At 75.2% G+C, this 20,314-nt stretch carries 21 protein-coding genes; 8 read left to right on the top strand and 13 right to left on the bottom strand.

Annotated elements, in window-relative coordinates; genetic code table 11:
* Nucleotides 1–22: 22 nt before the first annotated feature.
* On the top strand, nucleotides 23–1,162 hold the full coding sequence (locus A3CO_RS30550) for an MFS transporter (RefSeq protein WP_157647125.1): 1,140 nt from the start codon (nucleotides 23–25) through the stop codon (nucleotides 1,160–1,162).
* Here the strand turns inward: A3CO_RS30550 and A3CO_RS0106845 are convergent.
* On the bottom strand, nucleotides 1,143–2,513 hold the full coding sequence (locus A3CO_RS0106845) for a protein adenylyltransferase SelO (RefSeq protein ID WP_018331499.1): 1,371 nt from the start codon (nucleotides 2,511–2,513) through the stop codon (nucleotides 1,143–1,145). The genes A3CO_RS30550 and A3CO_RS0106845 overlap by 20 nt on opposite strands.
* A 175-nt stretch (nucleotides 2,514–2,688) precedes the next feature.
* Here A3CO_RS0106845 and A3CO_RS35410 point away from each other — a divergent pair, with 175 nt between their 5' ends.
* Both A3CO_RS35410 and A3CO_RS0106835 read left to right on the top strand, forming a co-directional pair.
* Nucleotides 2,689–3,105 (top strand): ester cyclase, encoded by a 417-nt coding sequence (locus A3CO_RS35410; protein WP_018331498.1) that lies wholly within the window; start codon nucleotides 2,689–2,691, stop codon nucleotides 3,103–3,105.
* 26 nt (nucleotides 3,106–3,131) lie between these two features.
* Nucleotides 3,132–3,908, top strand: a complete 777-nt coding sequence (locus tag A3CO_RS0106835; protein WP_018331497.1) for a methyltransferase domain-containing protein — start codon at nucleotides 3,132–3,134, stop codon at nucleotides 3,906–3,908.
* Here A3CO_RS0106835 and A3CO_RS0106830 read toward each other — a convergent pair.
* Genes A3CO_RS0106830 through A3CO_RS0106815 form a run of 4 tightly spaced genes read right to left on the bottom strand, consistent with a single transcriptional unit; the run spans nucleotide 3,895 to nucleotide 7,909 of the window.
* Nucleotides 3,895–4,224 (bottom strand): DUF1330 domain-containing protein, encoded by a 330-nt coding sequence (locus A3CO_RS0106830; protein WP_018331496.1) that lies wholly within the window; start codon nucleotides 4,222–4,224, stop codon nucleotides 3,895–3,897. The two genes, A3CO_RS0106835 and A3CO_RS0106830, sit on opposite strands and share 14 nt — an antisense overlap.
* A gap of 36 nt (nucleotides 4,225–4,260) precedes the next feature.
* Complete coding sequence (locus tag A3CO_RS0106825) at nucleotides 4,261–6,345, bottom strand: xanthine dehydrogenase family protein molybdopterin-binding subunit (protein ID WP_033413915.1); 2,085 nt, start codon at nucleotides 6,343–6,345, stop codon at nucleotides 4,261–4,263.
* A gap of 29 nt (nucleotides 6,346–6,374) precedes the next feature.
* Nucleotides 6,375–7,394, bottom strand: coding sequence for an FAD binding domain-containing protein (locus A3CO_RS0106820; protein ID WP_018331494.1), 1,020 nt, complete (start codon nucleotides 7,392–7,394; stop codon nucleotides 6,375–6,377).
* Nucleotides 7,391–7,909 carry a 2Fe-2S iron-sulfur cluster-binding protein gene (locus A3CO_RS0106815; RefSeq protein ID WP_018331493.1) on the bottom strand — a complete coding sequence of 173 codons (519 nt, stop codon included), beginning with the start codon at nucleotides 7,907–7,909 and terminating at the stop codon, nucleotides 7,391–7,393. Before A3CO_RS0106815 ends, A3CO_RS0106820 begins: the two co-directional genes overlap by 4 nt.
* A gap of 272 nt (nucleotides 7,910–8,181) precedes the next feature.
* On the opposite strand from A3CO_RS0106815, the gene A3CO_RS0106805 reads away from it, so the two are divergent.
* Nucleotides 8,182–8,604 carry a DUF5994 family protein gene (locus tag A3CO_RS0106805; RefSeq protein WP_018331491.1) on the top strand — a complete coding sequence of 141 codons (423 nt, stop codon included), beginning with the start codon at nucleotides 8,182–8,184 and terminating at the stop codon, nucleotides 8,602–8,604.
* Nucleotides 8,601–8,768, top strand: a complete 168-nt coding sequence (locus tag A3CO_RS38960) for an RGCVC family protein (protein ID WP_085942332.1) — start codon at nucleotides 8,601–8,603, stop codon at nucleotides 8,766–8,768. The genes A3CO_RS0106805 and A3CO_RS38960 overlap by 4 nt, the downstream gene beginning before the upstream one ends.
* A gap of 10 nt (nucleotides 8,769–8,778) precedes the next feature.
* Here A3CO_RS38960 and A3CO_RS0106800 read toward each other — a convergent pair whose 3' ends face one another.
* The 6 genes from A3CO_RS0106800 to A3CO_RS0106775 all read right to left on the bottom strand — a co-directional run bounded on the left by A3CO_RS0106800 (nucleotide 8,779) and on the right by A3CO_RS0106775 (nucleotide 14,647).
* Nucleotides 8,779–9,495, bottom strand: a complete 717-nt coding sequence (locus A3CO_RS0106800) for a TIGR03943 family putative permease subunit (protein ID WP_018331490.1) — start codon at nucleotides 9,493–9,495, stop codon at nucleotides 8,779–8,781.
* Nucleotides 9,492–10,463 carry a permease gene (locus A3CO_RS0106795; RefSeq protein WP_033413735.1) on the bottom strand — a complete coding sequence of 324 codons (972 nt, stop codon included), beginning with the start codon at nucleotides 10,461–10,463 and terminating at the stop codon, nucleotides 9,492–9,494. Before A3CO_RS0106795 ends, A3CO_RS0106800 begins: the two co-directional genes overlap by 4 nt.
* A 111-nt stretch (nucleotides 10,464–10,574) precedes the next feature.
* On the bottom strand, nucleotides 10,575–11,318 hold the full coding sequence (locus tag A3CO_RS0106790) for a dihydrofolate reductase family protein (RefSeq protein WP_018331488.1): 744 nt from the start codon (nucleotides 11,316–11,318) through the stop codon (nucleotides 10,575–10,577).
* Complete coding sequence (folP, locus tag A3CO_RS0106785) at nucleotides 11,318–12,172, bottom strand: dihydropteroate synthase (protein ID WP_033413734.1); 855 nt, start codon at nucleotides 12,170–12,172, stop codon at nucleotides 11,318–11,320. Before folP ends, A3CO_RS0106790 begins: the two co-directional genes overlap by 1 nt.
* 118 nt (nucleotides 12,173–12,290) lie before the next feature.
* Nucleotides 12,291–13,904 (bottom strand): thiamine pyrophosphate-binding protein, encoded by a 1,614-nt coding sequence (locus A3CO_RS0106780; RefSeq protein ID WP_018331486.1) that lies wholly within the window; start codon nucleotides 13,902–13,904, stop codon nucleotides 12,291–12,293.
* On the bottom strand, nucleotides 13,901–14,647 hold the full coding sequence (locus A3CO_RS0106775; protein ID WP_425393405.1) for a cyclase family protein: 747 nt from the start codon (nucleotides 14,645–14,647) through the stop codon (nucleotides 13,901–13,903). Before A3CO_RS0106775 ends, A3CO_RS0106780 begins: the two co-directional genes overlap by 4 nt.
* 103 nt (nucleotides 14,648–14,750) lie before the next feature.
* Between A3CO_RS0106775 and A3CO_RS0106770 the strand changes: the two genes are divergently transcribed.
* The gene (locus A3CO_RS0106770; protein ID WP_018331484.1) at nucleotides 14,751–15,758 is read left to right on the top strand and encodes an alcohol dehydrogenase catalytic domain-containing protein; all 1,008 of its coding nucleotides are present in this window, start codon (nucleotides 14,751–14,753) and stop codon (nucleotides 15,756–15,758) included.
* On the opposite strand, the gene A3CO_RS0106765 is transcribed toward A3CO_RS0106770, so the two are convergent.
* Complete coding sequence (locus A3CO_RS0106765) at nucleotides 15,739–17,223, bottom strand: NCS1 family nucleobase:cation symporter-1 (RefSeq protein WP_018331483.1); 1,485 nt, start codon at nucleotides 17,221–17,223, stop codon at nucleotides 15,739–15,741. The genes A3CO_RS0106770 and A3CO_RS0106765 overlap by 20 nt on opposite strands.
* A 127-nt stretch (nucleotides 17,224–17,350) precedes the next feature.
* Here A3CO_RS0106765 and A3CO_RS0106760 point away from each other — a divergent pair, with 127 nt between their 5' ends.
* Both A3CO_RS0106760 and A3CO_RS38955 read left to right on the top strand, forming a co-directional pair.
* Nucleotides 17,351–18,076: an aspartate/glutamate racemase family protein gene (locus A3CO_RS0106760; protein ID WP_026204351.1), complete on the top strand. Its 726-nt coding sequence runs from the start codon at nucleotides 17,351–17,353 to the stop codon at nucleotides 18,074–18,076.
* Nucleotides 18,077–18,200: 124 nt separating this feature from the next.
* Complete coding sequence (locus A3CO_RS38955) at nucleotides 18,201–18,776, top strand: SDR family NAD(P)-dependent oxidoreductase (protein ID WP_018331481.1); 576 nt, start codon at nucleotides 18,201–18,203, stop codon at nucleotides 18,774–18,776.
* Between the two features lie 29 nt (nucleotides 18,777–18,805).
* On the opposite strand, the gene A3CO_RS30540 is transcribed toward A3CO_RS38955, so the two are convergent.
* Nucleotides 18,806–20,314, bottom strand: coding sequence for a CYTH and CHAD domain-containing protein (locus A3CO_RS30540; protein WP_084681609.1), 1,509 nt, complete (start codon nucleotides 20,312–20,314; stop codon nucleotides 18,806–18,808).

The following is a 20,314-nucleotide window of genomic DNA, read 5'->3' as shown; positions in this document are numbered from 1 at the left end:
TCACGCGGGCAGGGTGACCGGCGTGCGTGACATCGAGCGGCGCGTGGCCGTCGCCGGGGCGGCCGTCGTCGGGGTGGCCTTCGGCATGGGGCGGTTCTGCTTCGGGCTCACGCTCCCGGACCTGCGCGTCGACCCCGCACTCTCGACGACGGGCGTGCCCGACGCGATGCTCGGGCTCATCGCGGGCGGGACGTTCGCCGGGTTCCTCGCCGGCATCGTCGGCGTCCCGCTGCTCGCCGCGCGCCGGGGACCGCGGGCGCCGACCACCGTGGGCGGGGTGTGCGGGGCGCTCGGCGCGCTGGTCGTGGTGCTGGCGCCGTCACCCGCCGTGCTCGCGGTCGGGGCGGTGCTGGCCGGCAGCGCCGCGGGCTGGGTGTGGGCGCCCTACTCCGACCTCGCGAAGGTCCTGGTGGCCCCGGAGCGCCGGCCCCGGCTGCTGTCGTTCGTCAGCACCGGGACCTGTGGCGGCCTGGTCCTGGTCGCGGTCGTCGCCGTCGCGGCGGCGGGGGCCTGGCGGGCGGCGTGGGTCGCAGTGGCCGTGTGCTCGGCCCTGGCCGCCCTGCTCAACCGGCGGTGGGTGCCGGCGGTGCCGCCGACCCCGGTCACGGAGCGCGCGCCGATGCCGTGGCGGGCCCTGCGGGCGCCGGCGCTCTACGCGGTCGTCTACCAGGCCGGGACGGCCGTGGCCTTCACCTACAGCGCGGACGTCGCCACCCGCGCCGGGCTGTCGTCGGGCGTCCGGCCGCTGCTGTTCGTGATCATCGGGGTGCTCGGGCTCGCCGGGTTCTCCACCGGGGCGATGACGGCCAGGGTCGGCCCGCCACGGGTGGCCGCCGGATGTCTGCTGACCATCGCCGTGTCGCTGCTGTTGCTCGCCGTCGGGGAGCGGTCCCCGGTGGTCGCGCTGCTCGCCGCCGCCGTCTTCGCCGCGCCCTACATGGTCGGCGCGGCCACGCTCGCCGTGTGGACGGGGAGCGTGGCGGCGTCGGACCCGGGACGTGCCCTCTCGGCCGCCATGGTCGTCGGAGCCCTCGGGGCGGTCCTGGCGCCGATCGTCGTCGGCTCGCTGGTCACCACGCTCGGCCTGCCGGTGCTGCTGGCCGCCGTCGGGGTGCTGTGCGGGCTGGTCGGCGCCGGGCTCGTCAGGTCCCGCAGTACGTGACGAACGGGCCCGAGCCCGGCTCGGCGTAGCGCTCGCGGCCCGCCTGCACGGTGAAGGGATGCGAGACGACCTCGAGGATCTCCTGGAACGGCCCGAGGTCACCGCCCTCCGCGGCCGTCAGCGCCTCGTCGACGAGGTGGTTGCGCGGCACGTAGACCGGGTTGACGTGGTCGCGGTCGAGCTCCGGGTGCCACCGCTGCGCCCACGCGTCGTAGGCCTCCCGGTCGAGGAACTCATCCCGCGGGTTCTCGGCCCGGAAGAACGTCGTCCAGTCGACCTGCTGGGCGTGGAGCAGGGCGAGCAGGTCGGCGACGAGGTCGGGGTCCGGCTCGCGCAGCCCGAGCTTCGCGGCCATGCCCACCTGGAAGTGGCGCTCGTAGACGTCGCCGAACTCCTGCACCACCGCGGTCGCCTGCTCGATCGCGCGGTCGGTGTCGGAGTCGATCAGCGGCAGCAGCGCCTCCCCGAGCCGGGCGAGGTTCCACCGCGCGATCGGCGGCTGGTGGGAGTACGCGTACCGGCCGGCGTGGTCGATCGAGCTGAACACGGTCTGCGGGTCGTACCGGTCCATGAACGCGCACGGCCCGTAGTCGATCGTCTCGCCCGAGATCGTCGTGTTGTCGGTGTTCATGACGCCGTGGATGAACCCGACGAGCATCCACTGCGCGATCAGCTCCGCCTGGGCGTGCACCACGCGGCGGTAGAAGTCGAGGTAGCCGGTGGCCTCCGGGTGGTGCCGCGCGATCGCGTGGTCGGCGAGGGCCTTCACGACGGCGGGTCCGCCGCTGGCCGCCGCGTACTGGAACGTCCCGACGCGGATGTGGCTCGACGCCACGCGCGCCAGCACCGCGCCGGGCAGGAGCCCGGTGTCGCGCGGGACGTCCTCGCCCGTCGTCGAGACCGCGAGGCCCCGGCTGGTGGGGACGCCGAGGGCGTGCATGGCCTCGCCCATCAGGTACTCGCGCAGCATCGGACCGAGCGCCGCCCGGCCGTCACCGCCCCGGGCGAAGGGCGTGCGGCCCGAGCCCTTGAGGTGCAGGTCGTGCCGCCGGCCCCTCGGGTCGACGAGCTCGCCGAGCAGCAGCGCCCGCCCGTCGCCGAGCCGCGGCTGGTACATCCCGAACTGGTGGCCGGAGTAGACCATCGCCACGGGCTGGACGCCCTCGGGCACCGTGCCGGTCAGCAGGCCGGACTCCCGCAGCTGCACGGGGTCGAGCCCGAGCTCGGCCGCGAGGTCGTCGTTGACGACCAGCGCGGACGGGTGCGGCGTCGGCGCGGCCGTCCAGTTCGTGACGAGGTCGGGGACCGCGTCGGCGTAGGTGTGCTCGAGCAGCGAGACGGCGGTACTCACTCCGACGACGCTACGCGGACCGGCGCGGGTCGGACGGGCCGCGCGCGAAGCGCACCCGGGCCGGTACGGCGCGTTCACGTCGTCGTTCCACCGCTGGGCCACCCGGGTGGCCGAAATGGTGACCAAGGCCACACCGAGAGCACTCTCGGTGACTCCATCGCGAGAGGAGGCCCCGATGACGGATCGGGTGAAGACGGCACGGCAGCTCGTGACGCCGTGGGAGGACGGCGACGTCGACGTGATCGACGAGGTGCTGCCCGCCGACGTGGTCTACCACCTGGCCGGGTTCCCGGACATGGACCGGGAGTCCCTCAAGCAGTTCATGGCCGGATTCCACCGGTCGTTCCCCGACTTCTCGGTCACGATCGAGGAGGACCTGAGCGACGGCGGGAGCAGCGCGCACCGCTGGGTGTGCACCGGGACGTTCTCCGGTGCGGGCGGAGCCATCCCGGCCGAACCCACCGGAGCCCGGACGCAGGCGTCGGGGACGCACGTCATCCACTGGCGCGACGACCGCCCCGTGGAGATCTGGCACTTCGGCGACTGGCTCGGCTGGCTGCAGGGAGCGGGAGTGCTGCCCCCGCTCGGCTGACCGTGCGACGTGCGACGGTGTGTCGCGTGACCGCGTACTCCCAGGGGCACGCCGCGAGCGTGCTGCGCTCGCAGACGTGGCGCACCGTCGACAACTCGGCCGCCTACCTCGCGCCGCACCTGCGACCCGACATGCGGGTCCTCGACGTCGGGTGTGGTCCCGGGACGATCACCGCGGACCTCGCGACGCGGGTCGGGTCCGTCGTCGGGATCGACAGCGACCCCGGCGTGGTGGAGCGGGCGCGGGCGCTGGGGGTGGCGGCGGAGGTGGGCGACGTGTCCGCCCTGCCCGACGGGCCGTTCGACGTCGTCCACGCCCACCAGGTGCTGCTGCACCTGACCGATCCGGTCGCGGCCCTGCGCGAGATGATGCGGGTGACGACGCCGGGTGGGCTCGTCGCCGCCCGCGACTGCGACTACGCCGGCGTGATGCTGTACCCCCACGACCCGCGGCTCGACCGCTGGCTCGCGATCTACCGGGGCGTCGCCCGCGCCCACGGCACCGAGCCGGACGCGGGCCGCCGCCTCCTCGCCTGGGCGCACGCCGCCGGCGCCGTGGACGTGACCCCGTCCGCCTCGATCTGGTGCCACGCCACCCCGGAGGAGCGCGCCTGGTGGGGCGGACAGTGGGCCGAGCGCATCGTCGACTCGACCATCGCCGAGCGGGCCGTGGCGGGCGGCTTCGCCACCGCCGAGGAGCTCGCCGACATCGCCGACGGGTGGCGGACCTGGGCCGCCGACCCCGACGGCTTCTTCTCGATCCCCCACGGCGAGGTGCTGATCCGCGTGCCTACCGATCGTTGAGCACCGGCCGCAGGTCCTCGAGCCGGTCGTAGGCCCACCACAGGTAGTTCTCGGTGCCGCCCTCGCGCAGCGGGTGCAGGTCGGTGTGGTCGGGGTCGTCCTTGAACGCCTGGAAGGCCTCCGCCGAGGGCCACTCCACGAGCACCATCACCTGGCGGGGAGTGCCACCGGAGGACTCGCTGTCCGCGCTGAGCCGCCCGAGCGCGACGACCCGGCCGCCGTGCTTCCCGACCGCCGCCACCGACCGCTTCGAGTAGGCCTTGTAGTCGTCGTTCGGCGCGAGGTCGAAGAGGTTCAGGGCGTAGACGGCGCTCATGGGCGCAGTGTGGCACCGCGCCCACGAGGCCCGCGGTCAGCCGAGGAAGGCGTCGACCGTGATCGGGACGGACCGGACGCGGACACCCGTCGCGTGGTGCGCGGCGTTCGCGACCGCCGCGGCGGCCCCGACGATCCCGATCTCCCCGATGCCCTTCGAGCCCATCGGGTTGACGTGCGGGTCGACCTCGTCGATCCACTCCACGTCGATCTCGCCGACGTCGGCGCACGAGGCGATGTGGTAGTTCGCGAGGTCGTGGTTCACCACGTGGCCGGAGCGCGGGTCCATCACGCTGTCCTCGTGCAGGGCCATCGAGAGGCCCATGGTCATCCCGCCGAGGAGCTGCGAACGGGCGGTGGTCGGGTTGAGGATCCGCCCGGCCGCGAACACGCCGAGCATGCGCGGCACCCGGATCTCGCCGGTGTCGGCGTGGACCGCCACCTCGACGAAGTGCGCGCCGAACGCGGACATCGCGTAGTGCTCGGCCGCGTCGGTCTCCGGGGTCGTGCCGTCGGCCTCGTCGCCGTCGGACGGGTCGGCGCCGAACTTCTCCCGGAACCGCTGCGCCGCGTCGACGACGGCGGTGCCCCAGTTCGTGGTGCCCGACGAGCCACCGGCGACGGTCGCGGCCGGGACCGCGGTGTCCCCCACCGTCACCTCGACGGTGTCCACGTCCACGTCGAGTGCGTCCGCGGCGATCTGGCCGAGCACCGTCCGGGCGCCGGTCCCGATGTCGGCGGCCGCGATCTCGACGTCCCAGTGCTCCTCGCCGCCGGCGGCCGGGGCGTGGAAGCGGACGGTGGCGCCCGAGCCCGGCGCGCGGTTCGCCGGGTAGGCCGCCGCGGCGACCCCGGTGCCCGTCCACCAGCCGTCGACCAGACGCGCCCGGGGCGTCGGGTCGCGCCGGGACCAGCCGAAGCGCTCGACGCCGCGGCGCAGGCACTCGACGAGGTGCCGGCTGGAGAACGGCTTGCCGGACTCCGGGTCGGCGTCCGGCTCGTTGCGGATCCGCAGCTCCACGGGGTCGAGCCCGCACGCCGTCGCGAGCTCGTCCATCGCGACCTCCGCCGCGAAGCTGCCGGGGCACTCCCCCGGCGCCCGCATCCACGACGGGACGGGGACGTCCAGGGGATCGAGCCGGTGGGTCGTGCGGCGGTGGGGGGCCGCGTAGACCGAGCGGCTGTAGGTCGCGGTCTGCTCCGCGAACTCCTTGATGCGCGAGGTCTGCTCGACGACGTCGTGGACGAGGCCGGTCAGCCGCCCGTCGGGCGAGGCCCCGAGCCGCACGTGCTGGACCGTCGGGGTCCGGTAGCCGACGAGCGAGAACATCTGCTGCCGGGTCAGGGCGTACGTCACGGGCCGGCCGGGGACGCGCCGGGCGGCGAGGCACGCGAGCACCACGTTGGCGTGCATGTTCCCCTTGGACCCGAAGCCGCCACCGACGTGCGGGCTGATGACGTCGACGTCGCCCGGGTCGAGCCCGAACACGGTCGCCACGTTGCGCCGCGTGGCACTGACGCCCTGGGTGGAGTCGAAGATCGTGAACCGGCCGCCGGTCCCGGCGGGTTCCCACACGACGATCGAGGCGTGCGGCTCCATCGGGTTGTTGTGCGTCATCGCCGTCCGGTAGGTCGCGTCGACGGTGACCGGCGCGTCGCGCAGCGCCGAGGAGACGTCGCCGATCACGGAGTCGGTGGCGAAGGCCGGGTTGACCGAGTCCGGCGCGTAGAGCTCGCCGGAGTCCGGGTCGAGGCGGGCGCGGAAGGGGTCCTCGTCGTAGGTGACGCGCACGAGGTCGGCGCCGTGCCGGGCGGTCTCCGAGGTGTCGGCGAGCACGGCGGCCACGTACTGGCCGCGGAACCCGATCTCGTCGTCCTGCAGCACCGCGAACTCGCGGTCGGCGGTGTCGGCAAGGGCCTCGGCGTCACGGGTGGTGAGCACGGCGACGACGCCGTCCAGGGCCTCGGCCGCGGTGGTGTGGATCGCGGTGACGCGGCCGCGGGGGACGGTCGCGAGGATGGGGTGCAGGTGCAGCGGACGGGCGACGGCGTACTCGGCGGCGTAGCGCGCGGTCCCGGTGACCTTGGCGGGGCCCTCGGTGCGACGGCGCGGGGTGCCCATGGCCCGGGCGGGGACGAGATCGGTGGTGGTCACGGGCGCTCCTCGGCCAGTCGGCGCAGGGTGGTGGTGAGGGTGCCGCGCAGGAGCGGGACCTTGAACGCGTTGCCGCCGACCTCGGTGTCCAGGGGCGTCGCGTCGGCGAGCTCGGCGTCGGCCGCCGCGCGGTAGGTGTCCTCGGTGGCGGGCGCCCCGCGCAGCACCTCCTCGGCCCGTGTGGCGCGCCAGGGGCGGTGGGCGACCCCGCCGAACGCCACGCGGGCGTCGGTGATCGTGCCGTCCTCGACGGCGACCGCGGCCGCCACCGAGACCAGGGCGAACGCGTAGGACGCGCGGTCGCGGACCTTGCGGTACGTCGAGCGGGCGGCCACCGGCAGCGGTGGGAGGTCCACGGCCGTGACGAGCTCGCCCTGCCGCAGCACGGTGTCGCGGGACGGGTCGTCCCCGGGGAGGCGGTGGAACTCCCCGAGCGGCACCGCGCGGTCGCCGTCGGGTCCCGCCAGCTGCACGACGGCGTCGAAGGCGACCATCGGCACCGCCATGTCCGAGGGGTGGGTGGCCACGCAGTGCCGCAGGCCTGCCGCGTCCTGGGCGGCGCCGAGGATCGCGTGGTAGCGCGTCCAGCCGTCGCGGGCGGCGCATCCCTGGCCGGGGACACGCTTGTTGCAGGGCGTCGTGACGTCCTGGAAGTAGGCGCAGCGGGTGCGCTGGAGCAGGTTCCCGCCGGTGGTGGCCTGGTTGCGGAGCTGGCCGGACGCGCCGGCGAGCAGGGCCATCGCGAGGCCCGGGTAGTCGCGGCGGACGCGGGGGTCACCGGCGAGGTCGCTGTTGCGCACGCCCGCCCCGATCCGCAACCCGCCGTCGGGGAGGTCCTCGACGGCCGTGGACGTGAGCCCGCGCAGGTCGACGAGCGTGCCGGGCGTCGCGACGCCGAGCTTGAGGTGGTCGACGAGGTTGGTCCCGCCCGCGAGGAAGACGGCGTCGGGGTCGGCGGCGACCGCGTCGATCGCGTCGGCGGCCGAGTCGGGGCGGACGTGGACGAACGGCTTCACCGGACCGCCCCGTTCCCCACGGCGGACACCGCGTCGACGATGTGCGCGTACGCCCCGCAGCGGCAGAGGTTGCCGCTCATGCGCTCGGCGATCTCGTGGCGGTCGAGGACGACCTCGTCGGCCGCGAGGTCGGGCGTCACCGCGCTCGGCCACCCGTCGGCGGCCTCGTCGAGCACCCCGACCGCCGAGCAGATCTGTCCGGGGGTGCAGTAGCCGCACTGGTAGGCGTCCGCGTCGAGGAACGCCTCCGCCACGGGATGCAGCTCGTCCCCGCGCCCGAGGCCGTCGGCGGTCACGACGACGGCGCCGTCGTGTGCGACGGCGAGGGCGAGGCAGATCAGGGTGCGACGGCCGTCGAGCAGCACGGTGCACGACCCGCACTGCCCGTGGTCGCAGCCCTTCTTCGGGCTCGTCACGCCGAGGTGCTCGCGCAGGGCGTCGAGCAGGGTCGTCCGGGGATCGACGGTGAGTGATCGTTCCCGACCGTCCACGGTCAGGGTGATGTCGGCATTCATCGATGCGGGTGACCGATCGCCGGGACCGCTATCCCGGGGTTCGCGTGCCGGCCACCCAGCGGTCGCCGCGCACGGGGTGGCCGTGCGTGGCGACGACGAGAGCGGGCTCGAGCGCCGCGGGCGAGATGGTCGGACCCTGGCACGCGACCATGCGCAGGTCACGGGGGCGTACGGTGGCGGTTACCGAGGGTTTCCCGCACGTCGGCGCTCGAGCCGCCGTCGTCGTCGGCGCAGTCCTCGCCCGGTCGACGACCGGAGACGGGAGTGCCGGCATGAGCCCGGCCCCGGACACGATCCCCACCACCGAAGCCCGCTCGCGGGTGAAGCCGGACGGCCCGAGGACCGGCTACGTCGACGGGGCCTGGTGGCCCCGCTCCGACGACCTGTCGACCGAGCTGTCGGCGCTGCTGACCGGCCTGTCCTCGCGCACCGGCCCCGTGGCCCGCGTCGCCTACCACCTCGACGACTGGGGCCGGGCCCCTCGCCGGCTGCCCCGCGGCCAGGTGCGGCTCGAGGGGTTCCGCACGACCGCCCCGCACACGGTGACGCTCGTGGGCCCGGCCGGCATGCGGCTCGTGCTGCTGGTCATCCCGCCGTCGACCACCGACGCGGCGGCCGAACAGGCGATGACTGCGGCGGTCGACCCGGCCGACCGGCACTCGCCCGCCGACCTCCTCGCCGGCGCCGCCCGGTGACCGAGCAGCGCGCGGAACCGGCCACCGGGGCGTCGGACCCCACCTGCGCCATGTGCCCGCACCCGTGGTCGGCGCACGACGCGCTCGGGCGCCGCTTCTGCACCGCCACCCAGGTCGGCGTGTGGACGCGAGGATGCATCTGCACCCCTCCTCGGCCTCGCTGAGCCCGGGCCCTCAGTACTCGTACGCCGGTGTCGGCTCGGGCACCGCGACGGCGTCGCGGACCGTCACGGTCGGGACGAAGCCGGTCTCCCGGGTCGCCGTGCCCGGGACGAGCCGGACCCGGGCGGCGACCCACCGGTCGGCGCCGGTCCCCGGAGCGCCGACGACCCCCTGCGGGTCGTCCACGTGCACCCGCACCGGGCTCGCATCGGCGGCACAGCACGAGATGACCAGCCGGGCGAGGTCGACACCGCGACCGTCCCGGGCGGGCACCACGAACCCGGTCAGCGTCACCTCGCGTCCGGCGAGCGCCCCGCCGTCCGGGGTCGCCGCCGCCCGGGCCACGAGGTCGACCACCGGGACCGCCGGTGCCGCCCCGGGCGGCAACGGTTCCTCGGGCGCGCGCCCCACGGCCACGGTGCGGGATCCGGCGAGGTCCACCGCGTCCGACCCCAACCACGGCGGCGCCGCGAGCAGCACGACGAGGACGGGGACGAGCAGCAACCACGCCGACCGGCCCTCGTGGTCGTGCTCGCCGTCCGGAACGGCGCGGCGCCGCAGGTCCTGCGCCACGTCGAGCAGCGCCAGCGCGATCACCACCGCGCCCGCCACGGCCACGAGCGGCGCCATCCCCGGTCGCACGTAGTGCAGCACCGCGCCGTCGACGACGATCAGCACCAGGACCGCGCCGACGAACACCAGCAGGGCGTTCCGCACCTCGCGCGTCACAGCAGGAGCACCCCCGCGCCGACCCCGCACAGCACGGCCGCCACGAACGTCAGCGGCGCGAACCGGACCGCGAAGCCCCGCCCGAACGTCCCGGCCTGCAGCGCGATCAGCTTCAGGTCGACCGCCGGGCCGACCACGAGGAACACCAGGCGCGGCAACAGCGGCAGTGCCGACAACGACGCCGCCACGAACGCATCACCCTCGCTGCACAGCGACATCAGCACCCCGAGCAGGGCCATCACGAGCACGGCGAGCACGACCTGCTCCCCCAGGCCCGCGATCCACGCCTCCGGCACCACCGTGGTCAGCACGGCCGCCGCGAGCCCGCCGAGCACGAGGAACCCGCCCGCGTCGACCAGGTCGTGCCGCGCCGTGGCCGCCGCGACGCGCCAGCGGGGGCCGTCGCCCGTCGTCGGGACCCGGCGGACCCGCTCGGCCAGCCACTCCGCGCGCCCGGCGCGGGCCCAGACCCAGCCGACCACGCTCGCCGTCAGGAACGAGCCGAGGAAGCGGGCGCCGACCATCTCCGGGGCGTCGGGGAAGGCGACCGCCGTGGCCACGAGCACGACGGGGTTCACCGCGGGCGCGGCGAGCAGGAAGGCCAGCGCCACCGCGTCGGGCACCCCGCGCGCGATCAGCCGCCGGGCGACCGGCACCGACGCGCACTCGCACCCGGGCAGCGCCACTCCCGCAGCGACGGCGACCGGCACCGCCGCCCCCGCCCGCGCGGGCAGCACCCGGCGCAGGGCGAGCGGCGACGCGTAGGCGGTCAGCACGCCGGAGAGCAGCACCCCGAACACCAGGAACGGCAGCGCCTGCACGACGACGGCCACGAACACCGTGGCCCCGACCCGCAGCTGCGGCGTGACCAGCGGATCCACCCCGAGCACCCGCAGCCCGAGCGCGACGACGAGGACGGCGGCGAGGACCTCCACGCCGCCGGCCCGTCGGACCACACCCGTCGTCATGATCGCGATGGTGACAGAGGGGTCCGACACCGTGGGCCGGAACCGGCGACGGTGCCGCCTTTCCTGCCACTGGGTGCACGCAGTGACGCATTGCTTGCACCCGGAGCGGGGTCAGCGGGTGCGGAGATACCGGACGAGGATCGTCGAGTCCTCGACGAGCAGCGAGCCCACCGTGAACCCGCGCGGCTCGTCCAGCGGGTCGTCCGTCCGGGCGACCCGGCCCGCCTGCCCCGCGACCGCGGTCGGGACGAAGCTGATCCGCATCTCGTCGACGAGGTCGGCGTCGAGCAGCTTGCCGGTGAGCCCGGGGCCGCCCTCGCAGTCGATCCGGCGCAGCCCGCGCTCGGCGAGCTGGCGCACCGCGTCGACCAGGTCCACGTCCTCGTCCCCGGCGACGAGCACCTCGGCGCCCGCGTCCTTCCAGGCCTGCTGCTTCTCGTCCGGTGCCGACGCGCACGTGATCACGATGGTCGGCACGAGCACGTCGACGATGCTCGGCGCGTCCGCGGGCAGCGACCCGGAGGTCACGACGGCGAGCGGCGGCACCTCGGCGAGCCCGTGGCGACGACGACGCTCGGCCGACTCGCCCTCCGGCCGCAGGCCCGGGTACTCCTCGGCGACCGCGGTGCCGGAGGCGAGCAGCACGACGTCGGCGAGGTCGTGGCCCAGCCCGAACACCGTGCGGTCGGCGTCGGAGGAGAGTCCGCGGCTCGTCCCGTCGATCTCGATGCCGCCGTCGAGGGAGCTGACGAAGTTCACCGCCACCCAGCCCGCGTCGCGCACCGGGTACGTGTACAGCTCCTCCAGCTGCTCGGCGCTCAGTTCCCCCGCCGGCTGCGGCCACACCTGCTGCACTACATCCACCTCTCGGCGCGCGAGGGCGGGCGGTGGCCCAGCACGCTCGCGACCATCTCCAGGGTCTGCCGGGTCTCCTCGACCTGGTGCGCGCGGACCATCGTCACGCCCATCTGGGCGCACAGCGCGGTGGCGGCCAGCGTCCCGGTGAGGCGGCCGTCGAGCGGGACGTCGAGGGTCTCCCCCACCACGCCCTTGTTCGACATCGCGAGCAGCACGGGCCACCCGGTGTCGATCAGGCGCGGCAGCGTGCGCAGCACCTCGAGGCTCTGCAGGGTGTTCTTGCCGAAGTCGATCGTGGGGTCGAGCAGGATGCCCTCGGCGGGCACCCCCGCCTCGACCGCCCGCTCGGCGAGCGCCACCGTGAAGTCGACGACGTCGCCCATGACGTCGTCGTAGACCGGCTTCACCGGGTCGGTCCGCGGCGTCAGCCCGCCGGTGTGCGCGGCGACGTAGCCGGCGCCGTGGCGGGCCGTCACCGGCAGGATCTCCTCGTCCCACCCCGCCCAGCTGTCGTTGACCAGGTCGGCCCCGGCCTCCAGCAGCGCGGCCGCGGCCTCGGCGCGGTAGGTGTCGATCGAGATCGTCAGCTCGGGGAACCGCTCGCGCGCCCACACCAGTGTCGGGCGCACCCGGTCGATCTCGTCGGCGACGGTGACCTCGGGACCGGGGCTGGCCGGCACGCCGCCGAGGTCGACGACGTCCGCTCCCTGTGCGACGGCCCGCTCGACGGCGGCCTCGGCGGCGGCGGGCTGCCAGGTCGACCCGTGGTCGTAGAACGAGTTCGGGGTGCGGTTGACGATGGCCATGATCAGGGCGCGGTCCCGCCGGAGCCGCCGGCCGTGAATCGTCATCTCCACACCCGCGCGGGTGGGGGCACTCACCGGATGACCGTGGTCTCGATCAGGATCGGCATGAGGACTTGATACACGGGCACTGCCGACCCAGCCACCGCACCGTCACCCGGCCCGCTCAGTGCGCCCTGAAGGCCTCGGCCAACCACCAGGCCGGTGCGTCCGAGGTCACCTTCGCGTCGAGCAGCACCGGTCGGTCCCGCGGCCCGGCCAGCCAGTCCCGCAGCACGGCGAGGTCGTGGGTGGACCGCACCACCGTGGCCTCGCAGCCGTGGCCCCGCGCGATCGCGGCGAGGTCGGCGTCGGGGAAGCGGACGGCGCCGTGGTCGGCGTCGGTGAAGTGGTGGAACTCGGCGCCGTACCCGGCGTCGTCGTAGACCACGACGACGAGGCCCAGCCCGAGCCGGACCGCCGTCTCCAGCTCCGAGATGCCCATGAGGAACCCGCCGTCCCCGCACGCGGCGACCGGCACCCGGTCGGGCCGGGCGAGCGCGGCCCCGATCGCCGTCGAGAGCCCGAGGCCGATCGACTGGAAGCCCTGGGTGAAGCAGAACCCGGCCTCGTCGGGCACGCGGAGGTAGCCCGCCGGGTAGCCCATGAAGTTGCCGGAGTCGACGGCGACCGTCCGCTCGGTCGGCAGCACCTCGTCGAGCGCGGCGGACAGGACGCGGGGGTCGATCCGCTCCGCCACCACCTCGGCGGGCGCGACGTGGCGGGCGTCGGTCCGCAGCCGCTCCGCGACGGCCGCCGTGCGGTAGCCCTCCTGCTCGTCGACGACCGTCAGCGTCTCCCGCGCGGTCGCCGCCACGTCGCCCAGCACCCCGAGCGTGACCGGCCGCTGCGCCCCGAGCGCCGCCGGCGTGTCGTCGACCTGGACGAGCGTGGCCCCGGCCGTCAGCTCGCCGTGCCGCGTGGTCCACGCGGTGAGCGACGCTCCCCAGGCCACGATCACGTCGGCGTCGGCGATGAGCTCGGCGGCCAGCGGCGTGGCGAAGCCGCCCGAGATGCCGACCGACCAGGGCGAGCCGGTGAACAGGCCGTGCGCCACCGCCGACGTGGCGAGCAGCGCCCCGCAGCGATCGGCCAGCGCCTCCAGTTCGGCGCGCGCGCCGCGGGCCCCGCGCCCCGCCACGAACACCGGCCGCTCGGCCGTGTCGAGCAGGCCGGCGAGGTCGACCACCGAGTCCGCGTCCGGCGCGGGCGGGCCCCAGGTCGTCCGGGACGGCACCGGCACGTCGACCGCGGCGGCCGCCTGGACGTCGAGCGGGAGATCGAGCACCACCGTCCGCCGCTGGTCCCGGCAGATGCCGTACGCGCGCACGACGTCGGCCGCCGCCGAGGCCGCGGTGTGGACCCGCTCCGGCACGGCCCCGACCGCCCGGGCGAGCGCGTCCTGGTCGACACGGAAGTTCGACCGCACGTCGTGGCCCGCGGTGTCGGCGGCGAGCACCAGCAGCGGGGTGCGCGACTTCGCGGCCTCGGTGATCCCGGTCAGTGCGTTCGTGAGCCCGCAGCCCTGGTGGAGGCTGACCACGCCCACCTCGCCGGAGGTGCGGGCGTAGGCGTCGGCCATGGTCGCGGCCCCGCCCTCGTGCCGCGCCGCGGTGTAGGCGACCCCGGCCGCCCGCAGCGCGTTGGTGACGTGGAGGTTGCCGCTCCCGACCACCCCGAACGCGTGCCCGACGCCGAGGTCGGCGAGCAGCGTCCCCACCTGCTCGGCGACCGTCCTCACGCGTGCTCCACCAGCGCCAGCACCCGCGCGGGCGACCCGGACCCGCCGACGATCGGGAGCGGACAGACCACCAGGACCGCACCCGTCGTCGGGACCCGCGCGAGGTTGCGCAGGCTCGTCAGGCCCCACTTGTGGGCGCCCATGAGGAAGTGGTGGCAGGCGAACGGCGGGTCGAAGCCCCCGGCCGCGCCCGCGTCGGTGCCGACGGTCTCCACCCCGAACCCGCCGAGCGGCGACTCCTCGGCGATCCACCGGGCGCACGCCGCGGAGACACCGGGGGTGTGCGGCCCGGCCTCGTCGGCGTTGACGAACTCCTCCTGCGTGGCGCCCCGCACCTCCCAGCCCGTGCGGTAGAGGAGCCACCCGCCGTCGGGCAGCGGACCGTGCTCCGCCTGCCATGCCTCGAGGTCGGACACCTCGAGCAGGTGGTCCGGATCGGCGGCCACCTCGGCGGTCCGGTCGATGACGACGACGGGCGCGACGAGGGTGCGCATCGGCGCCTGCGAGACGTCGGGCCCCTCGCGCCCCGTGACCCAGTGGTTCGGCGCGTCGAGGTGAGTGCCGGTGTGCTCGCCGGTGTGGATGTCGTTCCAGTACCAGGCGGGCCCGCGGTCGTCGTAGCGCGAGAGCTCCTCGAGCCGGAACCGCGAGGTGTTCGCGAACGGTGCGGGCAGCTCCAGGATCGGCGTCGAGGACTGCAGCGGCGTCGTGAGGTCGACGACCTCGACCGCGCCGGAGCGCATCGCCTCGGCGAACGCGGACAGGACGGACACGGGCGGCTCCTCCGGTGTGATGGGATCAGGCTGGGTCCCTCGTCGCGCGTGATGCTGCCACCGACCCACGACAATGTCCGGCGTGCGAGCCGTGGTGATCACCGAGTTCGGGTCCGAACCCGCCGTCGTCGAGCGGCCGGACCCGGCGCCCGACCCCGACGGCGTCGTCGTCGCGGTGGAGGCGACGGGCCTCTGCGCGAGCGACCGCTTCGCGTGGCGGGGCCACGACGACGGGGTGGTGCTGCCGCTGGTGCCGGGCCACGAGCTGGTGGGGCGGGTGGTCGCGGTCGGTTCGCGGGTGCATCGGGTCCGGGAGGGCGACCGGGTGCTCACCCCGTTCGTCGAGGGCTGCGGGCACTGCGCGGAGTGCGCGGCCGGGCAGGCGCAGGTCTGCCCCGACCAGGAGCAGCCCGGCTTCACCCACGACGGCTCGTTCGCCGAGCTCGTGGCCCTTCGCCACGCGGACGCGAACCTCGTCGCCGTCCCCGACGATCTCGACGCCGGGGGCGCGGCCCTGCTCGGGTGCCGCGTGGCCACGGCGTACCGGGCGGTCGTCGACCGTGCCCGGGTCGGGCCCGGCGACCGGGTGCTCGTGCTCGGTGCGGGCGGCGTGGGCCTCGCGGCGGTGCTCGTGGCGGGGGTCCTCGGCGCGGAGGTCGCCGCCGCCGACCCCTCCCCCGCCGCGCGCGACCGCGCACTCGCACTGGGGGCCGCGACCGCGCTCGACCCCGCGGAGGTCCCCGACGGCGGGTTCACCGTCGCGATCGAGGCCGCCGGGCGCGCGGAGTCCCTGACGACGGGCCTGCGTGCCCTGCGCCGGCAGGGCACGGTCGTGCAGGTCGGGCTGCTCGCCGCCGACCCGGTGGTCCCGGTGCCCGCGATGATCGCCCGCGAGCTCGCGGTGCTGGGCAGTCACGGCATGGCCGCCGCCGACTACCCGGCGCTCATGGCCCTCGTGACGTCGGGGCGGCTCGATCCCGCCGGTCTGGTCACCCGCCGCATCGGTCTCGACGCGGCCCCGGCCGCGCTCGCCGCCCCGCCCGTTCCCGGGGAGGTCGTCGTCATCGAGCCGGGTCGCTGACCTCCGTGGCCCGGCGGCTGCCCAGGAGGTGGGCGGCGAACGCGACGCCGGCGCCCACGAACCAGGAGAACGCGGCGACGTCCGACGACCCGAGGAGCACCAGCAGCAGCGCGCCCACCGCGCCGAGGGCCGTGGCCCCGATCGCCACCGGGTTGTAGCCGCCGCGGAAGTGGTAGCGACCCGCGGGGTCGAGCGTGTACATCGCGTCGACGTCGATGCGCTGCCGCTTCACCAGGAAGTAGTCGGCGATGAGCACCCCGTAGAGCGGACCGATGACGGCCCCGAGCGTGTCGAGCGTGTAGTGGATGACGTCGGGACTCGAGTACAGGTTCCAGGGCGTGAGCAGCACCGACCCGACGGCCGCGATCATGCCGCCGGTGCGCCAGCTGATGCGCTGCGGCGCGACGTTGGAGAAGTCGAACGCGGGCGAGACGAAGTTCGCGACGATGTTGATGCCGATCGTCGCGATCATGAAGGTGAGCGCGCCCAGCACCACGGCGGTCGTCGAGTCCAGGCGCGCCACCGTCTGCACCGGGTCGTCGATCAGCTCGCCGAACACCGGCCGGGTCGCGGCCGCCGTCACCACCACGAGCAGGGCGAACACGAGGAAGTTGACCGGCAGCCCGAGGAAGTTGCCCCGCTTCACGGCCGCGAAGCTCTTCCCGTACCGCGAGAAGTCGCCGTAGTTGAGCATCGGTCCGGAGAAGTAGGAGACGACGAGGGCCACCGCGGTCGCCATCAGCGGCAGCACCGCCCAGCCGCTGACCACGTTCGCCGAGAGGTTGAGGTCGATCGACGACCACCCGGCCCGCAGGACGAGGTAGCCCGCCAGCAGGAACATCACGACGTAGACGGCGGGCCCGCAGAAGTCGATGAAGCGCCGGATCGCCTCCATGCCCTTCCAGAACACGACGGCCTGCAGCACCCACATCACCGCGAAGGCCACCCACCCGACGGTCGACAGGCCCGTGAACCCCGTCGAGTTGTCCGCGTAGGGCGCGAGCCCGGGCCAGAGCTTGAGGGCCACGACGACGAGCGACGCCGAGGCGAGGTAGGTCTGGATGCCGTACCAGGCCACGGCGATGAGGCCGCGGATGACGGCCGGGACGTTCGCCCCGAGCACGCCGAAGGCCGACCGGCAGACCACCGGGTACGGCGTCCCGGTGGCCTGCGAGGGCCGCGCGACGAGGTTGCAGAGCAGGTAGACGATCCCGATCCCGACGAGCAGGGCCACGAGCACCTGCCACGCGGCGAGGCCCAGGGCGAAGAGGGAGCCCGCCGTCAGGTAGCCGCCGACGGAGTGGACGTCGCTCATCCAGAACGCGAAGAAGTTGTACGACGACCAGGTCTGCTCCCGCAGCGGGGCCAGGTCCTCGTTGGTCAGTCGCGGGTCGTACCCGTCGGCGACCGGGGAACCGGCCGCTTCCACCAGGTCGTCGTGACCTGCTCGCATCTGCTCGGTCATCGCGGTCCTCCCCGGGGCCTCTGCCGGGGGACGCTAGGTCGACCGTCCCGGCCGACCACGGGGATCTCCGAAAGCGTCACACGATCCTCACACGGGGAACGTGCCCGCAACGAGCACAGTGATCGGCGTGCGCATCCTCGTCGTCAACGTGAACACCACGGCCGCCGTCACCGACGGCATCGCCCGGGCGGCCGCGGCGGTGGCCGCTCCCGGCACCGAGATCGTCGGGGTGACGCCGTGGTTCGGGGCCGAGTCCGTCGAGGGCAACGTCGAGAGTCACCTCGCGGCGGTCGGCGTCCTCGACGCCGTCCTGCGACACCGCGGCCCCTACGACGCCGTGGTCCAGGCCGGCTTCGGCGAGCACGGCCGGGAGGCCCTGCAGGAGGCCCTGACCGTCCCCGTCGTCGACATCACCGAGGCCGCGGCCACCACGGCGACCTTCCTCGGCCGCCGGTACTCGGTGGTCACCTCCCTCGACCGGACCGTCCCCCTCATCGAGGACCGACTCCTGCTCGCCGGGCTCGACCGGCGGTGCGCCTCGGTGCGCGCCTCGGGGATGGGGGTCCTCGACCTCGAACGGGATCCGGACGCCGCGGCGGCGGCCGTGGCGGAGCAGGCCGCCGTCGCGGTGCGTGACGACGGCGCCGAGGTGATCGTGCTCGGCTGCGGGGGCCTGGCCGGACTCGACGAGCAGGTGCGCGAGCGCACCGGGGTCCCCGTGGTCGACGGGGTGGCGGCGGCCGTGACGACGGCCGAGAGCCTGGTCCGCCTGGGCCTGACGACGTCGAAGACCAGGACTTTCGCCCCGGCCCGCAGCAAGAGGGTGTCCGGGTGGCCCCTCACGCAAGCATGAGGCAAAGTGTTCGTCGAGGGGACAGCACGTGCGCTCGGGGCATAGCGGCCCGGTGTCCTGCGGCCTAGGTTCAGCCGCTCACGCATCGCGACCGTGCATCCGAGCACGGGAACGGAGCAGGGCCATGGGGGACTTGGACGGGCGGGTGCTGCTCGTCGTCGGGGGGGCCGGCGGGACCGGGTCCGCGATCGTGGACGCCCTCGTCACCGACGGCGCGACCGTGGAGATCCTCGACGAGGACGGGGACGCCGCCCAGGAGTCGGCCCGCCGCCACGGCGGCCCCCTCGGCCGCGTGTCGTTCCGGCGGCTGTCGGTCGACGCGTGCGAGGAGACGGTCCGCGACGTCGTGACCGGGGTGGTGGCCGACCGCGGGCTCCTCGACGGGATCGTCACCGTCGCGCGCACCGAGGCCGCCACCGTCCCCGTCCTGCGCGCCGCCCGGGCGCCGCTGCGGGCGTCGCCCCACGCCGCCGTCGTGATCGTGGGGGGCGACGCCGACCGGACGGCGGGCCTCGCGGAATGGCTCGCGGACGACGGGGTGCGGGTGAACTCGGTCAGCGACGGTCAGGGGCCCGACGACACGGCCCACGCCGTGCGCTTCCTGCTCTCCCCCGCGGCCGATCACGTGACGGGCGTCCGGTGGCCGGCGGCGGACCGGACCGCTGCGATCCCCCGCCGCTCCGGGCCCCTCCCGGACTGACGCGACCCCGGCGGACGGCCACCACCCCGTCACTGCCCTGGAGCCGGCACCGTCGCCCAGACGGCGGGCAACATCTCCTCCACCTCGTGCGCCCGCTCGACCTCGGCGGCGTGGAGCATCCCCAGGGTGAAGTCGTGGGTGACCTCCCGCGGGCCCGGCCCGCCGCCGGCGAGCTCGAGCAGGGTCGCGCGGGTGACCACCGAGTCCTGGTGCACGCCGAGCAGTTCCTGGACGTCCTTCATCCGGCGCCGCAGCCGGCGGGCCGGGTCGCCGAGCGCCGGCTCCGCGACCTCCGTCGCGTACCGCAGCCGCTTGGCCTTCTTGCGCGTCTCGTGCAGGGCCGCGTCGCGCTCCGGGCCGCGCGGGACCCCGTCGGCGGCCGCCATCGCGACCACCACCTTCCGGTGCGCGCGGTCGACCTCGCGCGGCAGGACCTCCCGGGCGACGCGCGGCGCCCGGGCGGTCAGCGGCGGGTCGGCGAGCAGCGCGTCGAGGGCCCGCAGCACCGCGACGTAGCGCTTGGAGTCCAGCGCGGCGAGCACCCGCCCGCGGGCTGCGGCACCGCGACGGGCGAACGCCTGCGCCACCTCGGCGGCGACCGGCCCGACGACGAGCGTGGGCGGCAGCGCGGCGAGCATGTCCTGCAGCCGTGCCAGCATCACCTCGGTGTCGCGGGCCGGGGCGAGCTCGCCGGCGAGCCAGCGCAGCTCGTCGGTGAGGGCGCGGGTGCGCTCGCGGTCGAGCACGCGCCCGAAGCCCTGCAGCGCACTGCGCAGCCGGCGCGCCGACACCCGCATCTGGTGCACCGCGTCCTCGCGGTCGAGCCGGACCAGCGGGTCCCAGCCGCGCAGCGTGCGGCCGTGCTCGGCCAGGTAGCGCAGCACCACGCCGGCGGCCGTGTCCTCGTCCGGGAGCCGCGGGGCGGGCCGCTCGCCGAGGACGCGGCCGACCTTCGAGGCGCTCGGCGACCGCCGGATCCCCCGTGCCGCGAGCCGCTCCTCCACGACGTCGAGGTAGCCCTCCGGAGCGGCCGGCCCGACCTCGACCTCGATCTCCTGCCAGGCCTGCATCGCCTCGCCCCCCGCCCCGGTGCGGGCCGTGACCTGGTCGACCACCAGCTCCGCCACCCGCTGCCCCGCCGCGTCCGTCGCCTCCCACGCCCGACGGCGGGTCATCAGCTCGGCCACCGGCCCGAGCGGCCGGCCCCGCGCGGCGGCCCGGACCAGGGCCGTGACGTCGGGCGGCGGGGCGGATCCGGCGGGGGTGAGCGGGGCGTGCAGCTCCTCGCGACGGTCGCCGGCCGCGGGCAGCTTGACGTGCCACCCGTCGTCGGGACCGCCGGTGCGTCGCCGGAGGGTGACGCGGTCGCCGTGCAGGGCCAGGTCGGCGGTGTCGAAGTAGACGGCCTCCTGCAGCCGTTCGACCGGCTCGGCCGGGACGTGGTGGCCCAGCACCCGGGCCACGTCGGCGCCGTCGAGGACCTCGGCCCCGGCCACCTCGAACGTCCGCTCGACCTCACCGGCCGCCGTCACGGGCAT

Source organism: Actinomycetospora chiangmaiensis DSM 45062, from assembly GCF_000379625.1.
GTDB lineage: Bacteria > Actinomycetota > Actinomycetes > Mycobacteriales > Pseudonocardiaceae > Actinomycetospora > Actinomycetospora chiangmaiensis.
This window is presented reverse-complemented; position numbering and strand designations above follow the sequence as displayed.

What these genes read in the sequence shown, in the direction of transcription:
- A3CO_RS35410 (WP_018331498.1), top strand. Translation starts at nt 2,689, where the DNA reads ATGACGGATCGGGTGAAGACGGCACGGCAGCTCGTGACGCCGTGGGAG.
- A3CO_RS0106830 (WP_018331496.1), bottom strand. Translation starts at nt 4,224, where the DNA reads ATGAGCGCCGTCTACGCCCTGAACCTCTTCGACCTCGCGCCGAACGAC.
- A3CO_RS0106825 (WP_033413915.1), bottom strand. Translation starts at nt 6,345, where the DNA reads ATGGGCACCCCGCGCCGTCGCACCGAGGGCCCCGCCAAGGTCACCGGG.
- A3CO_RS0106815 (WP_018331493.1), bottom strand. Translation starts at nt 7,909, where the DNA reads ATGAATGCCGACATCACCCTGACCGTGGACGGTCGGGAACGATCACTC.
- A3CO_RS0106805 (WP_018331491.1), top strand. Translation starts at nt 8,182, where the DNA reads ATGAGCCCGGCCCCGGACACGATCCCCACCACCGAAGCCCGCTCGCGG.
- A3CO_RS0106795 (WP_033413735.1), bottom strand. Translation starts at nt 10,463, where the DNA reads ATGACGACGGGTGTGGTCCGACGGGCCGGCGGCGTGGAGGTCCTCGCC.
- folP (WP_033413734.1), bottom strand. Translation starts at nt 12,172, where the DNA reads ATGACGATTCACGGCCGGCGGCTCCGGCGGGACCGCGCCCTGATCATG.
- A3CO_RS0106775 (WP_425393405.1), bottom strand. Translation starts at nt 14,647, where the DNA reads ATGCGCTCCGGCGCGGTCGAGGTCGTCGACCTCACGACGCCGCTGCAG.
- A3CO_RS0106770 (WP_018331484.1), top strand. Translation starts at nt 14,751, where the DNA reads ATGTCCGGCGTGCGAGCCGTGGTGATCACCGAGTTCGGGTCCGAACCC.
- A3CO_RS0106765 (WP_018331483.1), bottom strand. Translation starts at nt 17,223, where the DNA reads ATGACCGAGCAGATGCGAGCAGGTCACGACGACCTGGTGGAAGCGGCC.
- A3CO_RS38955 (WP_018331481.1), top strand. Translation starts at nt 18,201, where the DNA reads ATGGGGGACTTGGACGGGCGGGTGCTGCTCGTCGTCGGGGGGGCCGGC.
- A3CO_RS30540 (WP_084681609.1), bottom strand. Translation starts at nt 20,314, where the DNA reads ATGCCCGTGACGGCGGCCGGTGAGGTCGAGCGGACGTTCGAGGTGGCC.